Origin of the sequence: Amycolatopsis japonica (assembly GCF_000732925.1) — a bacterium.
Lineage (GTDB): Bacteria > Actinomycetota > Actinomycetes > Mycobacteriales > Pseudonocardiaceae > Amycolatopsis > Amycolatopsis japonica.
The window spans coordinates 2,618,785-2,634,413 of record NZ_CP008953.1; the positions used below are offsets into that span (position 1 = coordinate 2,618,785).

Annotated in this window: 17 protein-coding genes; 9 read left to right on the forward strand and 8 right to left on the reverse strand. The window is 70.1% G+C overall.

Annotated elements, in window-relative coordinates:
- Positions 1–7 precede the first annotated feature (7 nt).
- Entirely contained in the window at positions 8–724 is a 717-nt protein-coding gene (locus AJAP_RS12435) for a class I SAM-dependent methyltransferase (RefSeq protein ID WP_038510851.1), read from the forward strand.
- Positions 725–943: 219 nt separating this feature from the next.
- Complete coding sequence (locus AJAP_RS12440) at positions 944–2,686, forward strand: cation:proton antiporter (protein ID WP_228694919.1); 1,743 nt, start codon at positions 944–946, stop codon at positions 2,684–2,686.
- A 10-nt stretch (positions 2,687–2,696) separates the two neighbouring features.
- On the opposite strand, the gene AJAP_RS12445 is transcribed toward AJAP_RS12440, so the two are convergent.
- The 3 genes from AJAP_RS12445 to AJAP_RS12455 all read right to left on the reverse strand — a co-directional run bounded on the left by AJAP_RS12445 (position 2,697) and on the right by AJAP_RS12455 (position 6,923).
- Positions 2,697–4,379 carry a GMC oxidoreductase gene (locus AJAP_RS12445; RefSeq protein WP_038510853.1) on the reverse strand — a complete coding sequence of 561 codons (1,683 nt, stop codon included), beginning with the start codon at positions 4,377–4,379 and terminating at the stop codon, positions 2,697–2,699.
- Complete coding sequence (locus AJAP_RS12450; protein ID WP_038510854.1) at positions 4,376–5,557, reverse strand: NAD(P)/FAD-dependent oxidoreductase; 1,182 nt, start codon at positions 5,555–5,557, stop codon at positions 4,376–4,378. The genes AJAP_RS12445 and AJAP_RS12450 overlap by 4 nt, the downstream gene beginning before the upstream one ends.
- A 118-nt stretch (positions 5,558–5,675) precedes the next feature.
- Positions 5,676–6,923 (reverse strand): PucR family transcriptional regulator, encoded by a 1,248-nt coding sequence (locus AJAP_RS12455; RefSeq protein WP_038510856.1) that lies wholly within the window; start codon positions 6,921–6,923, stop codon positions 5,676–5,678.
- Positions 6,924–7,053: 130 nt separating this feature from the next.
- Here AJAP_RS12455 and AJAP_RS45215 point away from each other — a divergent pair, with 130 nt between their 5' ends.
- The 4 genes from AJAP_RS45215 (at position 7,054) to AJAP_RS12470 (ending at position 10,296) form a co-directional block, all read left to right on the forward strand.
- Complete coding sequence (locus AJAP_RS45215; RefSeq protein WP_038510858.1) at positions 7,054–8,466, forward strand: fatty acid desaturase; 1,413 nt, start codon at positions 7,054–7,056, stop codon at positions 8,464–8,466.
- A 15-nt stretch (positions 8,467–8,481) separates the two neighbouring features.
- On the forward strand, positions 8,482–9,000 hold the full coding sequence (locus tag AJAP_RS12465) for an RNA polymerase sigma factor (protein WP_038510860.1): 519 nt from the start codon (positions 8,482–8,484) through the stop codon (positions 8,998–9,000).
- 7 nt (positions 9,001–9,007) lie between these two features.
- Positions 9,008–9,136 (forward strand): hypothetical protein, encoded by a 129-nt coding sequence (locus tag AJAP_RS45075; RefSeq protein WP_267284147.1) that lies wholly within the window; start codon positions 9,008–9,010, stop codon positions 9,134–9,136.
- 62 nt (positions 9,137–9,198) lie between these two features.
- Positions 9,199–10,296, forward strand: coding sequence for an Rv2629 family ribosome hibernation factor (locus AJAP_RS12470; RefSeq protein ID WP_038510862.1), 1,098 nt, complete (start codon positions 9,199–9,201; stop codon positions 10,294–10,296).
- Between the two features lie 3 nt (positions 10,297–10,299).
- Here the strand turns inward: AJAP_RS12470 and AJAP_RS12475 are convergent, their stop codons facing one another.
- Complete coding sequence (locus AJAP_RS12475) at positions 10,300–10,554, reverse strand: hypothetical protein (RefSeq protein ID WP_038510864.1); 255 nt, start codon at positions 10,552–10,554, stop codon at positions 10,300–10,302.
- A 90-nt stretch (positions 10,555–10,644) separates the two neighbouring features.
- The gene (locus tag AJAP_RS12480; protein WP_051972792.1) at positions 10,645–11,556 is read right to left on the reverse strand and encodes a DMT family transporter; all 912 of its coding nucleotides are present in this window, start codon (positions 11,554–11,556) and stop codon (positions 10,645–10,647) included.
- Positions 11,557–11,629: 73 nt separating this feature from the next.
- Here AJAP_RS12480 and AJAP_RS12485 point away from each other — a divergent pair, with 73 nt between their 5' ends.
- Both AJAP_RS12485 and AJAP_RS12490 read left to right on the forward strand, forming a co-directional pair.
- Positions 11,630–12,553, forward strand: a complete 924-nt coding sequence (locus AJAP_RS12485; protein WP_038510865.1) for a LysR family transcriptional regulator — start codon at positions 11,630–11,632, stop codon at positions 12,551–12,553.
- A 15-nt stretch (positions 12,554–12,568) separates the two neighbouring features.
- Positions 12,569–12,931: a DUF5313 family protein gene (locus AJAP_RS12490; RefSeq protein ID WP_038510867.1), complete on the forward strand. Its 363-nt coding sequence runs from the start codon at positions 12,569–12,571 to the stop codon at positions 12,929–12,931.
- On the opposite strand, the gene AJAP_RS12495 is transcribed toward AJAP_RS12490, so the two are convergent.
- Together AJAP_RS12495 and AJAP_RS12500 are read right to left on the reverse strand one after the other, a co-directional pair.
- The gene (locus AJAP_RS12495) at positions 12,914–13,591 is read right to left on the reverse strand and encodes a response regulator (protein ID WP_038510869.1); all 678 of its coding nucleotides are present in this window, start codon (positions 13,589–13,591) and stop codon (positions 12,914–12,916) included. The two genes, AJAP_RS12490 and AJAP_RS12495, sit on opposite strands and share 18 nt — an antisense overlap.
- Positions 13,588–14,685: a sensor histidine kinase gene (locus tag AJAP_RS12500; protein ID WP_038510871.1), complete on the reverse strand. Its 1,098-nt coding sequence runs from the start codon at positions 14,683–14,685 to the stop codon at positions 13,588–13,590. The genes AJAP_RS12495 and AJAP_RS12500 overlap by 4 nt, the downstream gene beginning before the upstream one ends.
- 193 nt (positions 14,686–14,878) lie before the next feature.
- Here AJAP_RS12500 and AJAP_RS12505 point away from each other — a divergent pair, with 193 nt between their 5' ends.
- Complete coding sequence (locus tag AJAP_RS12505) at positions 14,879–15,223, forward strand: DUF6223 family protein (RefSeq protein ID WP_038510873.1); 345 nt, start codon at positions 14,879–14,881, stop codon at positions 15,221–15,223.
- Between the two features lie 94 nt (positions 15,224–15,317).
- Here AJAP_RS12505 and AJAP_RS12510 read toward each other — a convergent pair whose 3' ends face one another.
- A complete protein-coding gene (locus tag AJAP_RS12510) occupies positions 15,318–15,539 on the reverse strand; it encodes a three-helix bundle dimerization domain-containing protein (RefSeq protein WP_038510875.1) in 222 nt (73 codons plus the stop codon).
- Between the last annotated feature and the right edge of the window lie 90 nt (positions 15,540–15,629).

Sequence of the window (15,629 nt, forward strand, 5' to 3'; positions counted from 1 at the left end):
GGACTGGGTGCGCCGGTGGGACGTGCAGCAGGAACGCTATGTCGCCGACCGTGAAGAACGTTTCACCGTGGTGATCGACGTCGTCGAACACGTCTGCCGCGACGTCGCCGAGCCGCTGGTGCTGGACCTAGGCTGCGGCCCCGGCTCGCTGACCACCAGGCTCGCCCGGCGGTTACCGCACGCACGGATCGTCGGCCTCGACGACGACCCGTTCCTGCTCGCCCTCGCCCGCGCGACCCGGCCGGAGCGGAGCGACATCGAGTACGTCCGGGCCGATCTCGCCGAGAGCGGCTGGCTGAAGTGGCGGCCTGTCGACGCCGCCGTCTCGACGACCGCGTTGCACTGGCTGCGCCCCGAGCGGCTCGCCGAGGTCTACCGTGACCTCGCCGTCGCGCTGAGGGCGGGCGGAGCGCTTGTGAACGGTGACCACCTTTACGACGAGCAACCGGCCATCCGCGAGCTCGCCGAAGTCGTCAAGGAGCGCAGGGCGGCCCGTGCCGGGGTCCATGCCAACGAGGACTGGAAGACCTGGTGGGCGGCGGTGGCCGCGGATCCCGCACTGCGGGAGCGCTTCACGGCCGAAGAGTTGCGCGGCATCTCGACCGGCTACGGCAACCGGCTCAGCCCGCAGGAGCACACCCGGCTGCTTCGAGCGGCGGGGTTCGCGGAGGTGGCCCCGGTGTGGCAGTCCGGCGACGACTACGTCCTGGCGGCGCTGCGCTGACCGGCTCCGGATGTTGTGAAAGTGGCTTTCGCAACACCTGCTCGGACTCTGCCACCCATGAGGACCGCAGGCCGGGGCGAAGGGGACTTTCCGCTCGTGCGATGAGGGGAAGGTCCCCTTCACCCTGTCGGTCGCCACCGCACTGACCGGCTCCGACTTGCGGGTCCGCCGGCCTCGTGTCCAATGGACACGGCAAGCCACTGACCGGCGAGAGGACACGTGAACCCGGTGAACCTGACCCTCGTCGTCGTCCTCGGTGTCGTCAGCATCGTCCTGGTGGCCGCGTTCTCCGAACGGCTCAACGTGGCCGCTCCGCTGAGCCTCGTGGTGGCCGGTATCGGCCTGAGCTTCCTTCCCGGCGTCCCGCATCCCGAGGTCGAACCCGAGCTGATCCTCGCCGGCGTGCTCCCGCCGCTGCTGTATTCGGCGGCGGTGAACATGCCGGTGGTCGATTTCCGGCGGAACATCCGGCCGATCACCGGTCTCGCGGTGCTGCTCGTGGTGGGGACGACCCTGGGCGCGGGCTGGCTGTTCCACGAGCTGATCCCGGACATCGGCTGGCCCGCCGCGTTCGCGCTCGGCGCGGTCATCAGCCCCACCGACGCCGTCGCCGCGACCTCCGTGGGACGGCGGCTCGGCCTCCCGCCCCGGCTGCTGACCGTGCTCGAAGGCGAAGGACTCGTCAACGACGCCTCCGCGCTCGTCCTGCTGCGGTCGGCCGTCGCCGCGGTCGCCGGGTCGGTGTCCGTCTGGGGCATCGTGGGGGAGTTCGTCTTCGCGGTCGTCGTGGCGGTCGGGATCGGGCTGCTCGTCGGGATCGTCAACGTCCGGGTGCGCGCGTTGCTGGGCAACGCCGTGCTCAACACCGCGATCTCCTTCGTGGTCCCCTTCATCGCGTTCCTGCCCGCCGAAGAGGCCGGAGCCTCCGGCGTGCTCGCGGTCGTCGTCGCCGGCCTCGTGACCGGTCACCTCGCCCCGCGGCATCTGCGCGCGACGGATCGGCTCGCCGAGGCCGTCAACTGGCGCACCGCGGCCTTCCTGCTGGAAAGCGCGATGTTCCTGCTCATGGGACTCAGCGTCAAAACCCTCATCGACGAGGTGCACGACGACGGTTCGAGCGTGTGGCGCGCGCTCGGCATCGGGCTGGCCGCGTCGGCGCTCGTCATCGTCGCGCGCATCGTCTTCGTCGGGCCCTTGGTCGGTGGCCTGTACCGCGAGCAGCGGAAGGCCGCTCGGTTCAAGCCCCGGCTGGAAACGACGCAGGCGGTGCTGCGGGGCGACGAGTCGAATCCCGCCGTCACCGAACGGCTGGACAAGGCGTCACCGAGGCGGGTGGCGCATTTCCGGAAACGGCTCGACCGGGCCGCCGCCGACGTCGAGTTCCGGCTCACCGAGACCTTGGGCTGGCGCGGTGGCGTGGTGCTCGGCTGGGCGGGAATGCGCGGCGCGATCACCCTCGCGGCGGCGCAGACCCTTCCGCAGGACACGCCGGACCGCGCCCTGCTGGTCCTGATCGCCTACGTCGTGGCGACCACGACGCTGCTGGTCCAGGGAATGACGCTGCCCGCGGTGATCCGCGCGGCGCGGGTGCCGTCGGAGGACCCGGGCCGGTTGCGGCGCGAGTACGTCCGGCTCACGACCGAACTGGCCGACGCGGCGACGTCCCTTTTGGACGATCCCGGCCTGGAGGATCCCGGCAACGGGCCCTTCGGTGACCGGGTCGTGGACCGGGTGCGCTCGGACGTACGCGTCCCGCCCGCGTCACCGGGCGACCGCCCGGCCCCGGAACAGATCGAGCAGTACCTGCGGCTGCGCCTACGGGTCCTGACCGAACAGTCCGAACGTCTCCAGCACGCCCGGTCGAGCGGCGCATACAGCTCCGAGGCGCTGAGCCGGGCCCAGACCGCCCTCGACGTCGAGATGGCCAGGCTCGAACAGCTGGCGGACCGGCCGATCTCCTGACCGGATCACGTCACCGCAGGGCGGCGGGAGCACCGGCCGGGACCGCGGGATTCCGCGGCGGCACCGGATCGATCCGCCGGTAGGCCTCGCCCAACGGCGGCCGGGGGTCGGCGTCGCCGCGATTGGGCCAGTACGCCATGGCCCGTTCCGCCTGCGCGGTGATGGTGAGGGAAGGGTTGACGCCGAGGTTCGCCGAGATGGTGGATCCGTCGACGATGTGCAGGCCGTCGTAGCCGTGCACCCGGTGGTACGGGTCGATCACGCCACGGCCCGGATCGTCGGAGATGGCGCAGCCGCCGATGAAATGCGCGGTCATCGGGATGTTGAGGATCTCGCCGGTCGTCCCGCCCGCGATGCCGTCGATCTTCTCGGCGACGCGGCGCGCGGCGTCGTTGCCCGCCGGGATCCAGGTCGGGTTCGGTTCGCCGTGTCCCGGCCCCGAAACCAGTTTGTGGCGGCCGGTGCGGGTGCGACGGCCGGATACGGTGATGGAGTTGTCGAGCGTCTGCATCACCAGCAGGATGATCGTGCGCTCGGACCAGCGCCGCGGCGAGAACCACGTGACGTTGCGGGGATCCCGCACCAGCGTGCCCAGCCAGGTGAGCCAGCGCGGGACGCGTTTCCCGCCGTCGGTGAGCGCGGTCTGCAGCAACGACATGGCGTTGCTGCCCTTGCCGTAGCGGCACGGCTCGACGTGGGTGTGCGCGTCGGGGTGGATCGACGAGGTGATCGCGACGCCCCGGGTGAAGTCGGCGTCCTTCCGCTTCGTTTTGGCACCGAGGATGGATTCCGAGTTCGTCCGTGTGAGCCTGCCGAGGCTCGCGGACAGCCGCGGCAGCGCACCCGTGGCGCGGGCACGGTGCAGCAGCTTCTGGGTGTTGTACGTGCCCGCGCTGAAGACGACCTCGCGGGCGGTGAACGTCCGCACGTTCTTGCGGCGGCGAGGCGAGGAGCCGGTCCGCACGGTACGGACGACGTAGCCGCCCTCCGGGGCGGGGCGGACGTCGAGCACCGTGGTCATCGGCACGACTTCGGCGCCCAGCCGTTCGGCGAGGTACAGGTAATTGCGGTCGAGCGTGTTCTTGGCGCCGACCCGGCAGCCGGTCATGCAGGAGCCGCATTCGGTGCAGGTCCGGCGCTCCGGCCCGGCCCCGCCGAAGTAGGGATCCGGCACGACACTGCCCGCCGGAGTCCTTTCGTCACCGAAGAAGACGCCGACGGGCGTCAGCCGGAACGACGAGCCGACGCCCATGTCGGTGGCGACCTCGCGCAGTACTTCGTCGGCGGCCGTCACGGTCGGGTTCCGCGTGACACCCAGCATGCGACGAGCCTGGTCGTAATGCGGTTTCAGTTCGGTCCGCCAGTCGGTGATGTGGGCCCACTGAGGATCCTCGAAGAACGGCGCGGGCGGCTCGTACAGGGTGTTGGCGTAGTTGAGGGAACCGCCGCCGACCCCGGCGCCGCCGAGGATCACGACGTCGCGCAGGAGGTGGATGCGCTGGATCCCGTAGCAGCCCAGCCGGGGCGCCCACAGGAAATTGCGCACGTCCCAGGACGTCTTGGGCAGCGTCTCCTCGGTGCGGCGCGGGCCGGCTTCCAGCACCGTGACGCGATATCCCTTCTCCGCCAGGCGAAGGGCGCTCACCGAGCCGCCGAATCCGGAACCGATGACGAGCACGTCCACGGGGCTCATCGCGCGACCGCCTTGGCGAGGTCGGCGGCGTCCCGCCACGACGAGCGGCGTGTGATGTGCGCCCGGTACTTCATGATCCGGCCGGGCTGGTTCACCGCGAGCGCGCCGACGAGCCGATCGCCCGAGCGGTAGAGCGCCAGCCAGCTCTCGTCTTCGGGATCGCCGAACAGGTCGACGTCGTCGGCCGCGACGCCGACCATCTGGATCCGCTTGCCGTACCAGTCGGACCAGAAGTACGGAACGGCCGAAAACGGCGTCGCTTTACCGGGGGCGACGGCGTTACGGGCGGCCGCCTCCGCCTGCGCCGAAGCGGACGTCCAGTTCTCCAGCCGCATCGTGGTCTCGAACAGCGGGTTGTGCCAGCGTGCGACATCGCCCGCGGCGTAGATCCCCGGGGCGGCACACAGCGTCCGGTCGCACAGCACGCCGTCTCCCAGCGGTACGCCGGAGCCCTCGAGCCAGCCGACCGAGGGGCGGGCGCCGATACCGGCGATCACCAGGTCCGCGTCGAGCACACCGCCGTCGGACAACGCCACCTTGCTGCCCGCGCCGTCCGGGGTGATGGCACGGACCGCCGTGGAAAGCCGCAGATCGACGCCGTTGCGGGCGTGCAGCCCCGCGAGCGCGGCCGCCATGCGCGGGCCGACGGCACGCACGAGGGGAACCTCGGCCGCCTCCACGATCGTCACCGCCGCGCCCCGCTCCCGTAGGGCCGTGGCGATCTCGGCGCCGATGAACCCGCCGCCGACGATGACGGCGCGGGACGTCGTGGCGAGCCGGGCCCGGATGGCGCGCGCGTCGTCCAGCGTCCGGAGGGTGTGCACCCCGTGTCCCGGCAAGGGGATCGCGGCGCCACCGGTGGCGATGATCAGCGATCCGAACGGGACGGCGGTCCCTCCGATCAGGACTTCACGGTCCTCTGTGGACAGTCCGGTGGCCGCTTCGCCGAGCCGGACGTCGATATCGAGGTCGGCGAGCGCCTCGGCACTCGCGAGCGTGGGCGGCGTCCGATCCGGGTCTGTGAGGAACGCCTTCGACAACGGCGGCCGGTCATAGGGAAGATGCGGTTCGGCGCCGATGAGCGTGACGGGTCCGTCGTAGCCCGCCCGGCGAGCGGCGGTGGCGGCGCGCAGGCCCGCCAGTGATGCTCCGACTACGACCAGTCCTGCCTTGTCCATGGCTCAGTCCTCGCTGACGGTGTCCGTTGCGAGGAGTCTTCGCCGCGTGGCGCGGCCGGGCATCGGTCCGCGGACCGGGAATGGCCGGCCGGACTGTGCCCGGCGCACAAAACCGCGGTCAGTCGCCGACCGGGCGCAGGACGGCGGTGCCCAGCAGACGGCACGCCAGCAACGCCACTTCGACGTCGATGCGGCCCTCGGACAGCGGTCTGCCCCGCGCCTGTTCGGCCTTGCGGAGCCGGTACTGGATCGTGTTCTTGTGCAGGTGGAGCTCCTGAGAGGCCAGCATCAGACTGCTGCCGCTGGACAGATAGGCCCACACCGTCTCGCGCATGCGGCGATGCTGTTCGTCGTCGTCGGCCAGCGCGCCGAGCACCGTCCGCACCCAGGTGGCGACGGCGGCCGTGTCGGCGGCCACCAGGGCCAGCGGGCCGAGCTGGGACGCCGTGGTCACGGACCGGGACAGGCCGTCGCCCGCCATCAGCGCGACGGCCTGCGCCTGAAGGGCCTGCTGATGGGTGCCGCGGAAACCGTCCAGCCCGCTCGCGGGGTCGCCGAGCGCCACCCGGACCGGCTCCGGCGAGCCGTCCAGGACGCGCGTCACCAGGTCCGGATCGATCGACGACGCCGGGAACCAGGCCCAGACCGTGGACGCGTCCGGCGCCACGACCAGCGGCACCCGGCCGCCCGCCGCGGTGGCGAGCAGACCGGCGTGCCGTTCGAGACTGCTGAGCCGGGCGCCCTCGTCGACGTCCGGCCCGCACCACAGCACGGCACCGACGTGCCGATCCGAGAGGACGTATCCGATCGCCTTCTCGATCTCGCCGCTTTCGACGGCCTTGCCGGACAGGACGGTCCGGACCTTCGCCAGCCGGTTCGCGTTGCGGTTGCGCAGCCAGGTGTCGCGTTCCAGCTGGTAGGCCTCGACGACCTCCTCGGAGATCTTGTCGATGTAGCCGAAGGCGACCGACGACAGTTCGGTCGCGGCGACGGCGACGTCCCCGGCGCTCACCGGTTCGGCCGCGATCCGGGTGATCATCTCCTGCTGGAAGGCGGCCTGGCCGAGCCGGTACGCCCGCAGCATCGTGGTGATGGGGACGCCTCGTTGCGCCAGCCGCCGGGCGAACTCCAGCGCGACCGGGGGCGCGCCGACGTCGACCCGGCGCGTGGCGCCGCCGAACACGCCCAGCGCGGCGATCAGGTTCTCTCGCACCGTGCTGACGAGGAGGTCCCTCGCCTGCGCGTCCTGCGCCAGCTCCGGCAGCTCGCCGGAGACCTCCTCGACGATCCGATCGCGCAGGGCGGCGACCTCGGTCAGCACCGAGCCCGCGACCTTGACCAGGGTGTCGGCGGCCGTTGACGTCACAGGCAGCACCGTACGCGCTCGGGGCCGTTGGTGCCGTGGACCCAAGCGGGCGGCCGCTTTCGGTTCAGCGCACAGTGATCCGCGCCGTCCGGCTTCCTACCGTCCCAGGAACACGGATTCGGAGGCTGCGATGAAGAAGTACCACCTCGCCGGGGCGGAGAACGGAGCCGCCACCTGGCACGACCGGAAGCGTTACCTGTGGTTGCTCGGGCTGGTGGTGCCGCTGCTGCCCTTCGCCGCGATCGGGCTCCACGCGGCGACCGGGGCGGGCGTCGTCCTCTGGCTGGGCCCGTTCGTCATCCTCGTTCTCGTGCCTCTCGTCGATCTCCTGGCGGGGTACGACCACACCAATCCGCCGGACGAGGTGATGGAGGCACTCGAAGAGGACCGCTACTACCGGTGGATCACGTATTTGTTCCTGCCGCTCCAGTACGCGGGTTTCGTGGTGGGGGCGTGGGTGCTTTCGGGCGACGGCATCTCCGTGTTCGGCAAGATCGGTCTCGCCGTCACACTCGGCACGGTGGCGGGTATCGGGATCAACACCGCGCACGAACTGGGGCACAAACGCGAGAACGTGGAACGCTGGGCGGCGAAGATCGCGCTGGCGCAATGCTTCTACGGTCATTTCTACATCGAGCACAATCGCGGGCACCACGTCCGCGTCGCGACCCCGGAGGATCCCGCGTCGAGCAGGCTGGGGGAGAGCTTCTACCGGTTCTGGCCGCGCACGGTCTTCGGATCGGTGCGCAGCGCGTGGGGCGTCGAGAAGAAACGCTACGCCCGCAAGGGAAGTCACCCGTTCCACCTGGGCAACGACGTGCTGAACGCGTGGCTGATGAGCGCGGCGCTGTGGGGAGTGCTGATCGCGTGGCTGGGTTTCGGCATCCTGCCGTATCTCGTCATCCAGGCCGTCTTCGGGTTTTCGCTGCTCGAAATCGTGAACTACATGGAGCACTACGGGATGCTCCGCAAGAAGGTCACCAACGGCGCGAAGTCGCGCTACGAACGCGTGACGCCGTCGCATTCGTGGAACTCGAACAACGTCGCCACCAATGTCCTGCTGTACCACCTGCAACGGCACAGCGACCACCACGCGAACCCGACCCGGCGATTCCAGACCCTGCGTGATTTCCAGGAAAGCCCGGTGCTGCCGACCGGATACACCGGGATGATGATCGTCGCGCTCGTCCCGCCGTTGTTCCGCAGGGTGATGGACCCGCGCGTGGTCCGCCACTTCGACGGCGACCTCCGCCAGGCGAACGTCCAGCCGGGAAAACTGGCCTCGTTGCTGAAGAAATACCCGCCCGCCACCTTCGACGACCGGGAAATGTCCTTTTCGGACACTGTCACCACGCTCTCCGACGAGGTCGACGCCGCCCGATGCCCGGGATGCGGCTACACCTACAGCGTCGTCGAAGGCAACGAGCTCGAAGGGTTCGCCGCCGGCACCGCCTGGTCGGACATCCCCGACGACTGGACCTGCCCGGATTGCGGTGTCCGCGACAAGATCGATTTCGTGCCGGTCCGCCGCGAGGTGGTCTGACATGCGACCGCGCGGATGACCGATCAAGCGGCCTTCGCCACCATCTACCGGCAGCATTCCGTCCCGATCTTCCGGTACCTGCGGATGCGCGTCCCCTCGGCCGCGGCGGCGGAAGACCTCACCAGTGAAGCGTTCCTCCGTGCCTGGCGGAAACTTCCGGATTTCCAGCCGGGGGTCGGTTCCTTCACCGGATGGCTCTACACGATCGCCGACAACCTGGCCCGCGATTACCGCAAATCGGCAAGGTACCGGCGCGAACTGCTCGACGGCGAGGACCACGACGGTCCCGATCACCTCGGCGGCGCCGAACAGCTCGCGCTGGCCAGGATCGAGGCGGCCGCGCTCCGGCGGAGCCTGGCGGACCTCAGCGAGCCGCAGCGGCAATGCCTGCTTCTGCGGTTCTTCGCGGGCCTGACGGTCGCGGAAGTCGCCGAAGCGATGAACAAGAACCCCAATAGCGTCCGGGCCCTCCAGCACCGCGCGGTGCGCGCGCTCGCGACCTCGATGGCCGGATTCGCGACCGAAGGAAGGTGACCGCGCGATGTACGCGTTCCTGATGATCGCCAAGGTGATGGGCCCACTGCTCGTCCTGATGCTCTGCCCGATCTGGCTGCCGATGATCGGCGTGCTGGTGGGCAGGGTCTTCGACGCCTTCTCCGGCAAAGGGTGATTCACCCGCCTCCTCCCGGGTACCCGAAGATCGAAAGCGGAACCGACGAGGCAGGAGGCATCGTGCAAAGCTCAACGCTCCGGGACGTCACCGTCCGAGAGGGACCGTTCGCGTCGGTCTACTTCGACAACTCGCACGACACCGAGGACGCCGCCGCGCAAGTGGAGCTGCGCTGGCGGTCGCTCCGCAAACGGCTGGCCGACGAGGGCGCGCAGGAGCGGACGCTCACCGCTCTCGACGCCGCGGTGGCCGCCGCCCCGCCTTCGGAGGGCAAGGCGGGCCGGGCCCTGGTCGCGGAGGGGGACGAGGTCGTCCTCGACGAGGAACTCGTGGAGCCGCCGCCGCGTGAGGTCGCCCGCGTCGCGCCGCAGCCGTATCTTCTCCCGCTCCTGCGGCTCGCCCCGGCCGTCGTACCGCACGTCGTCGTGGTCGCGGACCGGACGGGGGCCGATCTGTTCGCGTCGGGTGAGGACGGTGCCGAACAGCGGACCGTCCAGGGCGAGGACCATCCGGTGCACAAGGTGCGCGGTGGCGGCTCGGCCTACTGGAACATCCAGCATCGGGTGGAGGCCGTGGCCGAACGCAACGCCGCGGAAGTCGCGCACGAGGCGGTGAAGCTCGCCGATTCCGTCGGCGCCGAAGTGCTGGTGCTCGCGGGAGAGGTGCAGGCGCGAGCGCAAGTGCGTGCCGAACTCGCCCCGCGCGGCAAGGAGAAGGTCGTCGAGCTGGAGGAAGGCGGCCGGGCGGACGGAAGTGGCCCGGAGGCACTCGAAGCCGAGGTACGCCGGGTGCTGACCGAACACGCCGAACGCGGCCGCCAGGACGTGATCGACCGCTTCCGCGCCGAACAGGGTCGCGAGGGCGGCCTGGCGGCGGACGGGCTCGCGCGGACGACGGCCGCCCTGCGTTCGGGTGCCGTCGAGACCTTGCTGATCGACGCCGATTCCTTGGCCGATCGCCTGGTCTGGGTGTCCGGCGAACCGACCCAGGTCGCGGCCGCGAAGGAGGATCTCGAGCTCTCCGGCACGGAGACGCTGACCGAGTGCCGCGCGGACGAAGCGCTTCCGGTGGCCGTGCTGGCCGAAGGCGCGGACATCGTCCCCGTCAGCGGTGAGAGTCTGGCGGAGGGCGTCGGCGCGGTTCTTCGGTTCGCGATCTGACGATCAGGACGTCGCGACGGCGTCGCGCGCCTTGTCCCCGCCGGCGACCGAGCTCTCCCTGGCGCAGTGCGCGCAGCAGAAGAAGCGATCCTCCACCTGGATGCCGTGCCCGACCACACGGCAGCCGCAGTGCTCGCAGATCGGCGCCAGCTGGTGGATCGCGCATTCGAAGGAGTCGAAGGTGTGCTTCGCTCCGTCGACGGTGTGGATCTCGAACGTCTTTTCGTAGTCGTTTCCGCAGACTTCGCAGTTCGTCATGGTGGAGGGCTACCCGGCGTATGGCGTCGGCAACCGTAGGGGAGCGGGCTGCGGCTGATCGCACGGACCTGAAGGGGCGGACCCCAGCCATCACGCGCCGGCGGCGGAAACACGTTCCCGCCGCGGAGTCCGGCTCACCGCCCAAACACTGACGACGACCAGCAGACATCCGGCCAGCTGCGTGATGGTCGGCCGCTCGTGCAGGGCGATGACACCGAACACGACGGCCAGAACCGGGTGCAGCAACAGAAGTGAGGCACTCACCTGAGGCGCCAGCTGGGAAAGCGCTCCCGCGATGAGGAGCCAGGCGAGCACCTGCCCGACGAGCGCGAGCGCGATCAGCCACAGCCACGCGGCCAGGTCGAGGTCCAGGTCGATCCCCGTCCACAGACTGCCGACCACGACCGCCGCGGCACACGCCGCCGTCGTGGAAGCGCACACCGGGAACACGACATGGCCTTGGCCGCCGCCCTGCCGCATGAAGAACAGATACCCCGCGTAGGCGATGCCCGCGATGGTGCCGAACACGATGCCGCCGACCGGGTCCGTACCCGGCTCGGCCTGGCCGATCACACCGGCCGCCATGGTCACGCCGATCAGCATGACCGGTATGAGCGCGAGGAACCGTCTGGACGGGACCGACCCCAGGAACAGCCAGGTGAGCAGCGGGAACACCACCACCTGGATGGTGAGCAGCACCGTGGAGATGGACGCGCCGACGTCCTCGATGCTGGCCACCCAGAACACGTAGTCGATGCCGAGCAGCACCCCCGCCGCCAGGTCGAACCGCATCAGCCGCCACGGCCGCGGCCCGAGCCGCCGCCATTCCCGGATCGACAGCGGGACCAGCACCGTCAGCGCGATGGCGCAGCGCAGGAACGCGGTGGTCCCCGGACTCGCGCCGGACAGTTTGGCGAACCCGGCCGACACCGAAGTGCACGCCGCGCCTCCGGTGATGCGCAGTGCGGCGGTGCGGTGCCGATCGGGTGCCCGAACACTCATGGCGATCACTATGCCGAGTCCGGTCGCATAGCAAAAGTGAATGTTCCTACGGTGAAATCGGTAGCATCGCTTCATGAACCTGGGTCGGCTGCAAGCGCTCGCGTCGGTCGCGAAGTACGGATCCGTCGCCCGCGCCGCGGAAGTCCTGCACGTCACGCCGTCCGGGGTGTCGCAGCAGCTGAACAAGCTGGAGAAGGAGACCGGACACCCGCTGCTCGAGCCCGCGGGGCGCGGCATCCGGCTCACCCGTGCGGGTCAGGTGCTGGCCGAACACGCGGCGCGGGTGCTCGCCCAGGTCGCCGCGGCCGAAGCCGACCTCGCCGCGCTGGACCAGGAAGTGGCCGGGCCCCTGCGGATCGGGGCCGTCGGCAGCGCGATCCGGGAGCTGCTGCCGGGCGTGCTGGCCGAACTGGTCGCCGATCGGCCACGGCTCAGGGTGTCCCTGCGCGACGGCGAGGTGGTGGATCTGCTTCCCCGGCTGCTCACCGACGAGCTCACCGTGCTGCTGATGGAGAGCTGGGAGGCCCGGCCGCCGCTCCTGCCCGCGGGGGTCGCCGTACGCACGCTCGTCCGGGAACCGGCCGAGGTCGCCCTCGCCGCGGATCATCCGCTCGCCGACCGGTCCGTCGTCGACCTGGCCGACCTCGCCGGGCAGACCTGGACCTGCTGCCCGGCGGGCACGGAAGCCCACGTGGCGCTCACGCAGACCATGCGCGGGCTCGGTGCCGAGCCGGACATCCGGTTCGCCGTCGCCGAGTACCCCACGCAGCTCGCGCTGGTCGCCGCGGGACTCACCGTCGCGCTCGTTCCCAAGATGGCCCAGCGGCCGACGCCGGACGGTGTCCGGTTCCTCCGCACACGCCCGGTGCTGCACCGGGAAATCCGCGTCGCCTGGCGAACCGACGACCAGGGCCCGCCGATCCGGGCCTTGCTGGCCGCGCTGGTCTCGCGTCAAGAAGCGGTGAACGCGACAGCAAATGGGTACCCCTCCAGGTAGCGGAGGTGATTCGCGATGGACAGGCCAGGCCCGATCCGGTGGGTGCAGTACGTCTACGGGCGCAGGCTGCCGGAGCGATACCGCGAATGGGTGCTGTACGACGCGACCTCGCGCACGTGGCTGCTGAGGTTCGCCCTCCGGATCTGTTTCGAGGCGTTGCCGTGGCTCGCGATCGCGTTCGTGCTCCTGGTGACGCTCACGCCGATACCCGTTCCCGCGGTCCTGGGCGCGTTGATGCTGAGCCTGTTCCTGGGGCTGTTCTTCACGATGACCAGCGCCGACGAGCTGGCCGAGGTCCGGCTCGGCAAACACGGTTTCCCGCGTGGCACCGGAAAAGCGGCCAGATCCGCCCGAGGCGGCTCAGGCAGCTGGCCCTGATCGCTCGCCCGGTGTGACCAGGCCTGATTCGTAAGCGAGGACCACGAGTTGCGCGCGGTCGCGGGCGTGGAGTTTGGTCATGGCGCGATTGACGTGCGTCTTCGCGGTCAGCGGGCTGATCACCATGTGGTCGGCGATCTCGTCGTTGGACAGGCCTCGCGCGACCAGGACCACCGCTTCGCGTTCGCGGTTGGTCAGTTCTTTCAGCCCGGAACCGCTGCCGCCGCCGAGCGGGACGGTGACGTACCGGTCGATCAGCTTGCGCGTGATCGACGGCGCGAGCAGGGCGTCACCGCGCGCGGCGACGCGGACGGCGTGCAGGAAGTCTTCGGGCTCGATGTCCTTGACGAGGAAGCCCGCCGCGCCCGCGCGCAGCGCGTTGAAGACGTACTCGTCCAAGCCGTAGTTGGTCAGGATGACGACGTGCACGCTTGCCAAGGCCGGGTCGGCGGCGATGCGCCGGGTCGCCTCGATGCCGTCCACTCCGGGCATCTGGATGTCGATGAGCGCGATGTCGGGCAAGTGTTTTCTGGCGAGTGCCACGCCTTCGCCCCCGTCGGCTGCTTCGGCGACGACCTCGATGTCGTCCTCGACGTCGAGCAGCGCGCGGAAACCGCTACGGAGAAGGGGCTGGTCGTCGACCAGCAGGACGCGAATCACGAGCGCTCCACGGGAAGTTCTGCCCGGACGGAGAAACCGCCCGTGTCTTTTGGTCCGGCGTCGAGCCGGCCGCCGAGCGCGGTGACCCGTTCACGCATCCCCAGCAGTCCGACACCGGGGATCGGTGCGGCGCCCGGTGTGGCCTTGCCGTCGTCCTCGACCTGGATCGTCAGCGCGTCGGGACGGTGGTCGATGCGCACCGACGCGGTCTTCGCCGCGGCGTGCCGGGCGATGTTGGTCAAGGATTCCTGAACGATCCGGTACGCGGTGCGGTCCACGGCCGCGGGCAGATCGTGTCGCCGCCCTTCGACGGTGAGCGTCGCGTCCAGACCGGCGGCCTGGGCGCGTTCCACCAGGCCGGGGATCCGATCGAGTCCGTGCGGCGGATTCGTGTCGTCGTCGCGCAGGGCCTCCAGGGTCGCGCGCAGCTCCCTGGTCGCCTCACGGCCGGCTTCACGGATCGCCAGCAACGATTCCGGCACCGCCTCGCCCCGTTTGGTGGCCAGGTGGACGGCGACCTCGGCCTGCACCTTGATGACGGAGATCTGGTGGGTGAGCGAATCGTGCAGTTCCCGCGCGATGTGCAGCCGTTCCTCGTCGGCCCGGCGTCGCGCGGTCTCCTCACGGGTGCGCTCGGCCTCGTCGGCCCGCCGTTCGGCCTGTCGTAGCGCTTCACCCGCCGCGCCGGCGGCGATCAGCCAGGCCAGCTGGAGCGCGTCACGGCTCTGGGCGAAGGCCTCGCTGACGGAAAAGGCGTTGGCGGAGGCCAAAAGCACGAGCGGGAGCGCGACGATCATGAGCACCGACCCGGCGACGGCGACGATCCGGTGTCCGGCGCGGACCGCGGCGTAGACCGCGACCAGGTAGGCGACGGCGGGCACGGTGAAACCCATGGCCTGGTATCCCAGCGCGCACACCGCGGTCACGGCCAGGACCGTGAGGGGCGCCCGGCGATGCGCGGCGAGCGCCAGGCCACCGGCGACCAGCACCACGTAACCGAGGGGGTTCATGGTGGTGTCCTCATCGGACAGTGCCGTGACCAGCAGGACCACCGTCACCCCGACGGCGATCGCCCAGTCCCAGACCCTGTTCATGCGAGAACCCTAACCAGCCGCCCCCGCGCGCGACTCCTCCGCACGGACGATCCCGGGACTACCACGCACGCGGTAGTCCCGGGATTTCCACGACCTCGGCGGCAGTCCGGAATGCCTGCGTTCACCGGACGACGCGGGGCGGGTCCGGCGGACACGATCTGCGGACATCAGTCACCGAGCGAAGGAGCACCCCATGACCGTCCACTTGCTGTCCGCCGCCTACCTGACTCCCGGGCGCGTCTGGTCCTTGATCGCCGTGCTGGTGGGGGTGATCGGGGTCGTCGCGGGAGGACTGGCCGTCGCCCGGAGCCGGTCCGGCAGCACCCGGCGAGGAGCCGTCGTGGCGCTGGCAGCGGGGCTGCTCGGTATGGCGGGCGGCGTTTACGTGGTGGCCGCGGCGAAGGGCGGACCTGGCACGGGTTACGGAATCGTCGGTGGGTTCCTCGCCTTGGTGGTCGGGCTGATCGCCGCGGCTCTGGGCGGGCTGGCTCTTTCGCGTTCCCGGCGTGCCGGGCGGGTGTCCGGCGAAGTCGCGTGACGTCCGCGATCGTGTTGCGAAAGCCACTTTGGCAACCTTCAACGTTGCGAAAGTGGCTTTCGCAACCCGGTGCGGCGCTGGCCCGTCGTGCTTCCTACCGCGCCGGGTAACGGGCACGAAGTTCGTCCGCGGCCTTTCCTTCGGTCAATTGGAGCAGGTAGGCGTCCACCGGGGCATGGGAGCCGAGTTCGGTGAAGTTCCGGTGGACGATCGCTGCGACCTCTTGGCGGCCGGCGGGGAAGCGCTCGGTCAGCGTATCGACCAATTTCTCGAGGTTTTCGTCGCTGGGCGGCAGGTGCGGCGGGTCTGCGGTCATGACAACTCCACGTTCTCGGGAGACGGCACCTCGCGACGATAACGGTCTCCGGGCTCCGAGGTCTAGATATATCAACCTGCATTGATGTAT

Bases quoted from the DNA above. Each gene is read 5' to 3' on its own strand.
- AJAP_RS12465 (WP_038510860.1), top strand. From the start codon at position 8,482: ATGACCGATCAAGCGGCCTTCGCCACCATCTACCGGCAGCATTCCGTC.
- AJAP_RS45075 (WP_267284147.1), top strand. From the start codon at position 9,008: ATGTACGCGTTCCTGATGATCGCCAAGGTGATGGGCCCACTGCTCGTC.
- AJAP_RS12510 (WP_038510875.1), bottom strand. From the start codon at position 15,539: ATGACCGCAGACCCGCCGCACCTGCCGCCCAGCGACGAAAACCTCGAG.
- AJAP_RS12490 (WP_038510867.1), top strand. From the start codon at position 12,569: ATGGACAGGCCAGGCCCGATCCGGTGGGTGCAGTACGTCTACGGGCGC.
- AJAP_RS12500 (WP_038510871.1), bottom strand. From the start codon at position 14,685: ATGAACAGGGTCTGGGACTGGGCGATCGCCGTCGGGGTGACGGTGGTC.
- AJAP_RS12485 (WP_038510865.1), top strand. From the start codon at position 11,630: ATGAACCTGGGTCGGCTGCAAGCGCTCGCGTCGGTCGCGAAGTACGGA.
- AJAP_RS12475 (WP_038510864.1), bottom strand. From the start codon at position 10,554: ATGACGAACTGCGAAGTCTGCGGAAACGACTACGAAAAGACGTTCGAG.
- AJAP_RS12450 (WP_038510854.1), bottom strand. From the start codon at position 5,557: ATGGACAAGGCAGGACTGGTCGTAGTCGGAGCATCACTGGCGGGCCTG.
- AJAP_RS12505 (WP_038510873.1), top strand. From the start codon at position 14,879: ATGACCGTCCACTTGCTGTCCGCCGCCTACCTGACTCCCGGGCGCGTC.
- AJAP_RS12480 (WP_051972792.1), bottom strand. From the start codon at position 11,556: ATGAGTGTTCGGGCACCCGATCGGCACCGCACCGCCGCACTGCGCATC.
- AJAP_RS45215 (WP_038510858.1), top strand. From the start codon at position 7,054: ATGAAGAAGTACCACCTCGCCGGGGCGGAGAACGGAGCCGCCACCTGG.
- AJAP_RS12445 (WP_038510853.1), bottom strand. From the start codon at position 4,379: ATGAGCCCCGTGGACGTGCTCGTCATCGGTTCCGGATTCGGCGGCTCG.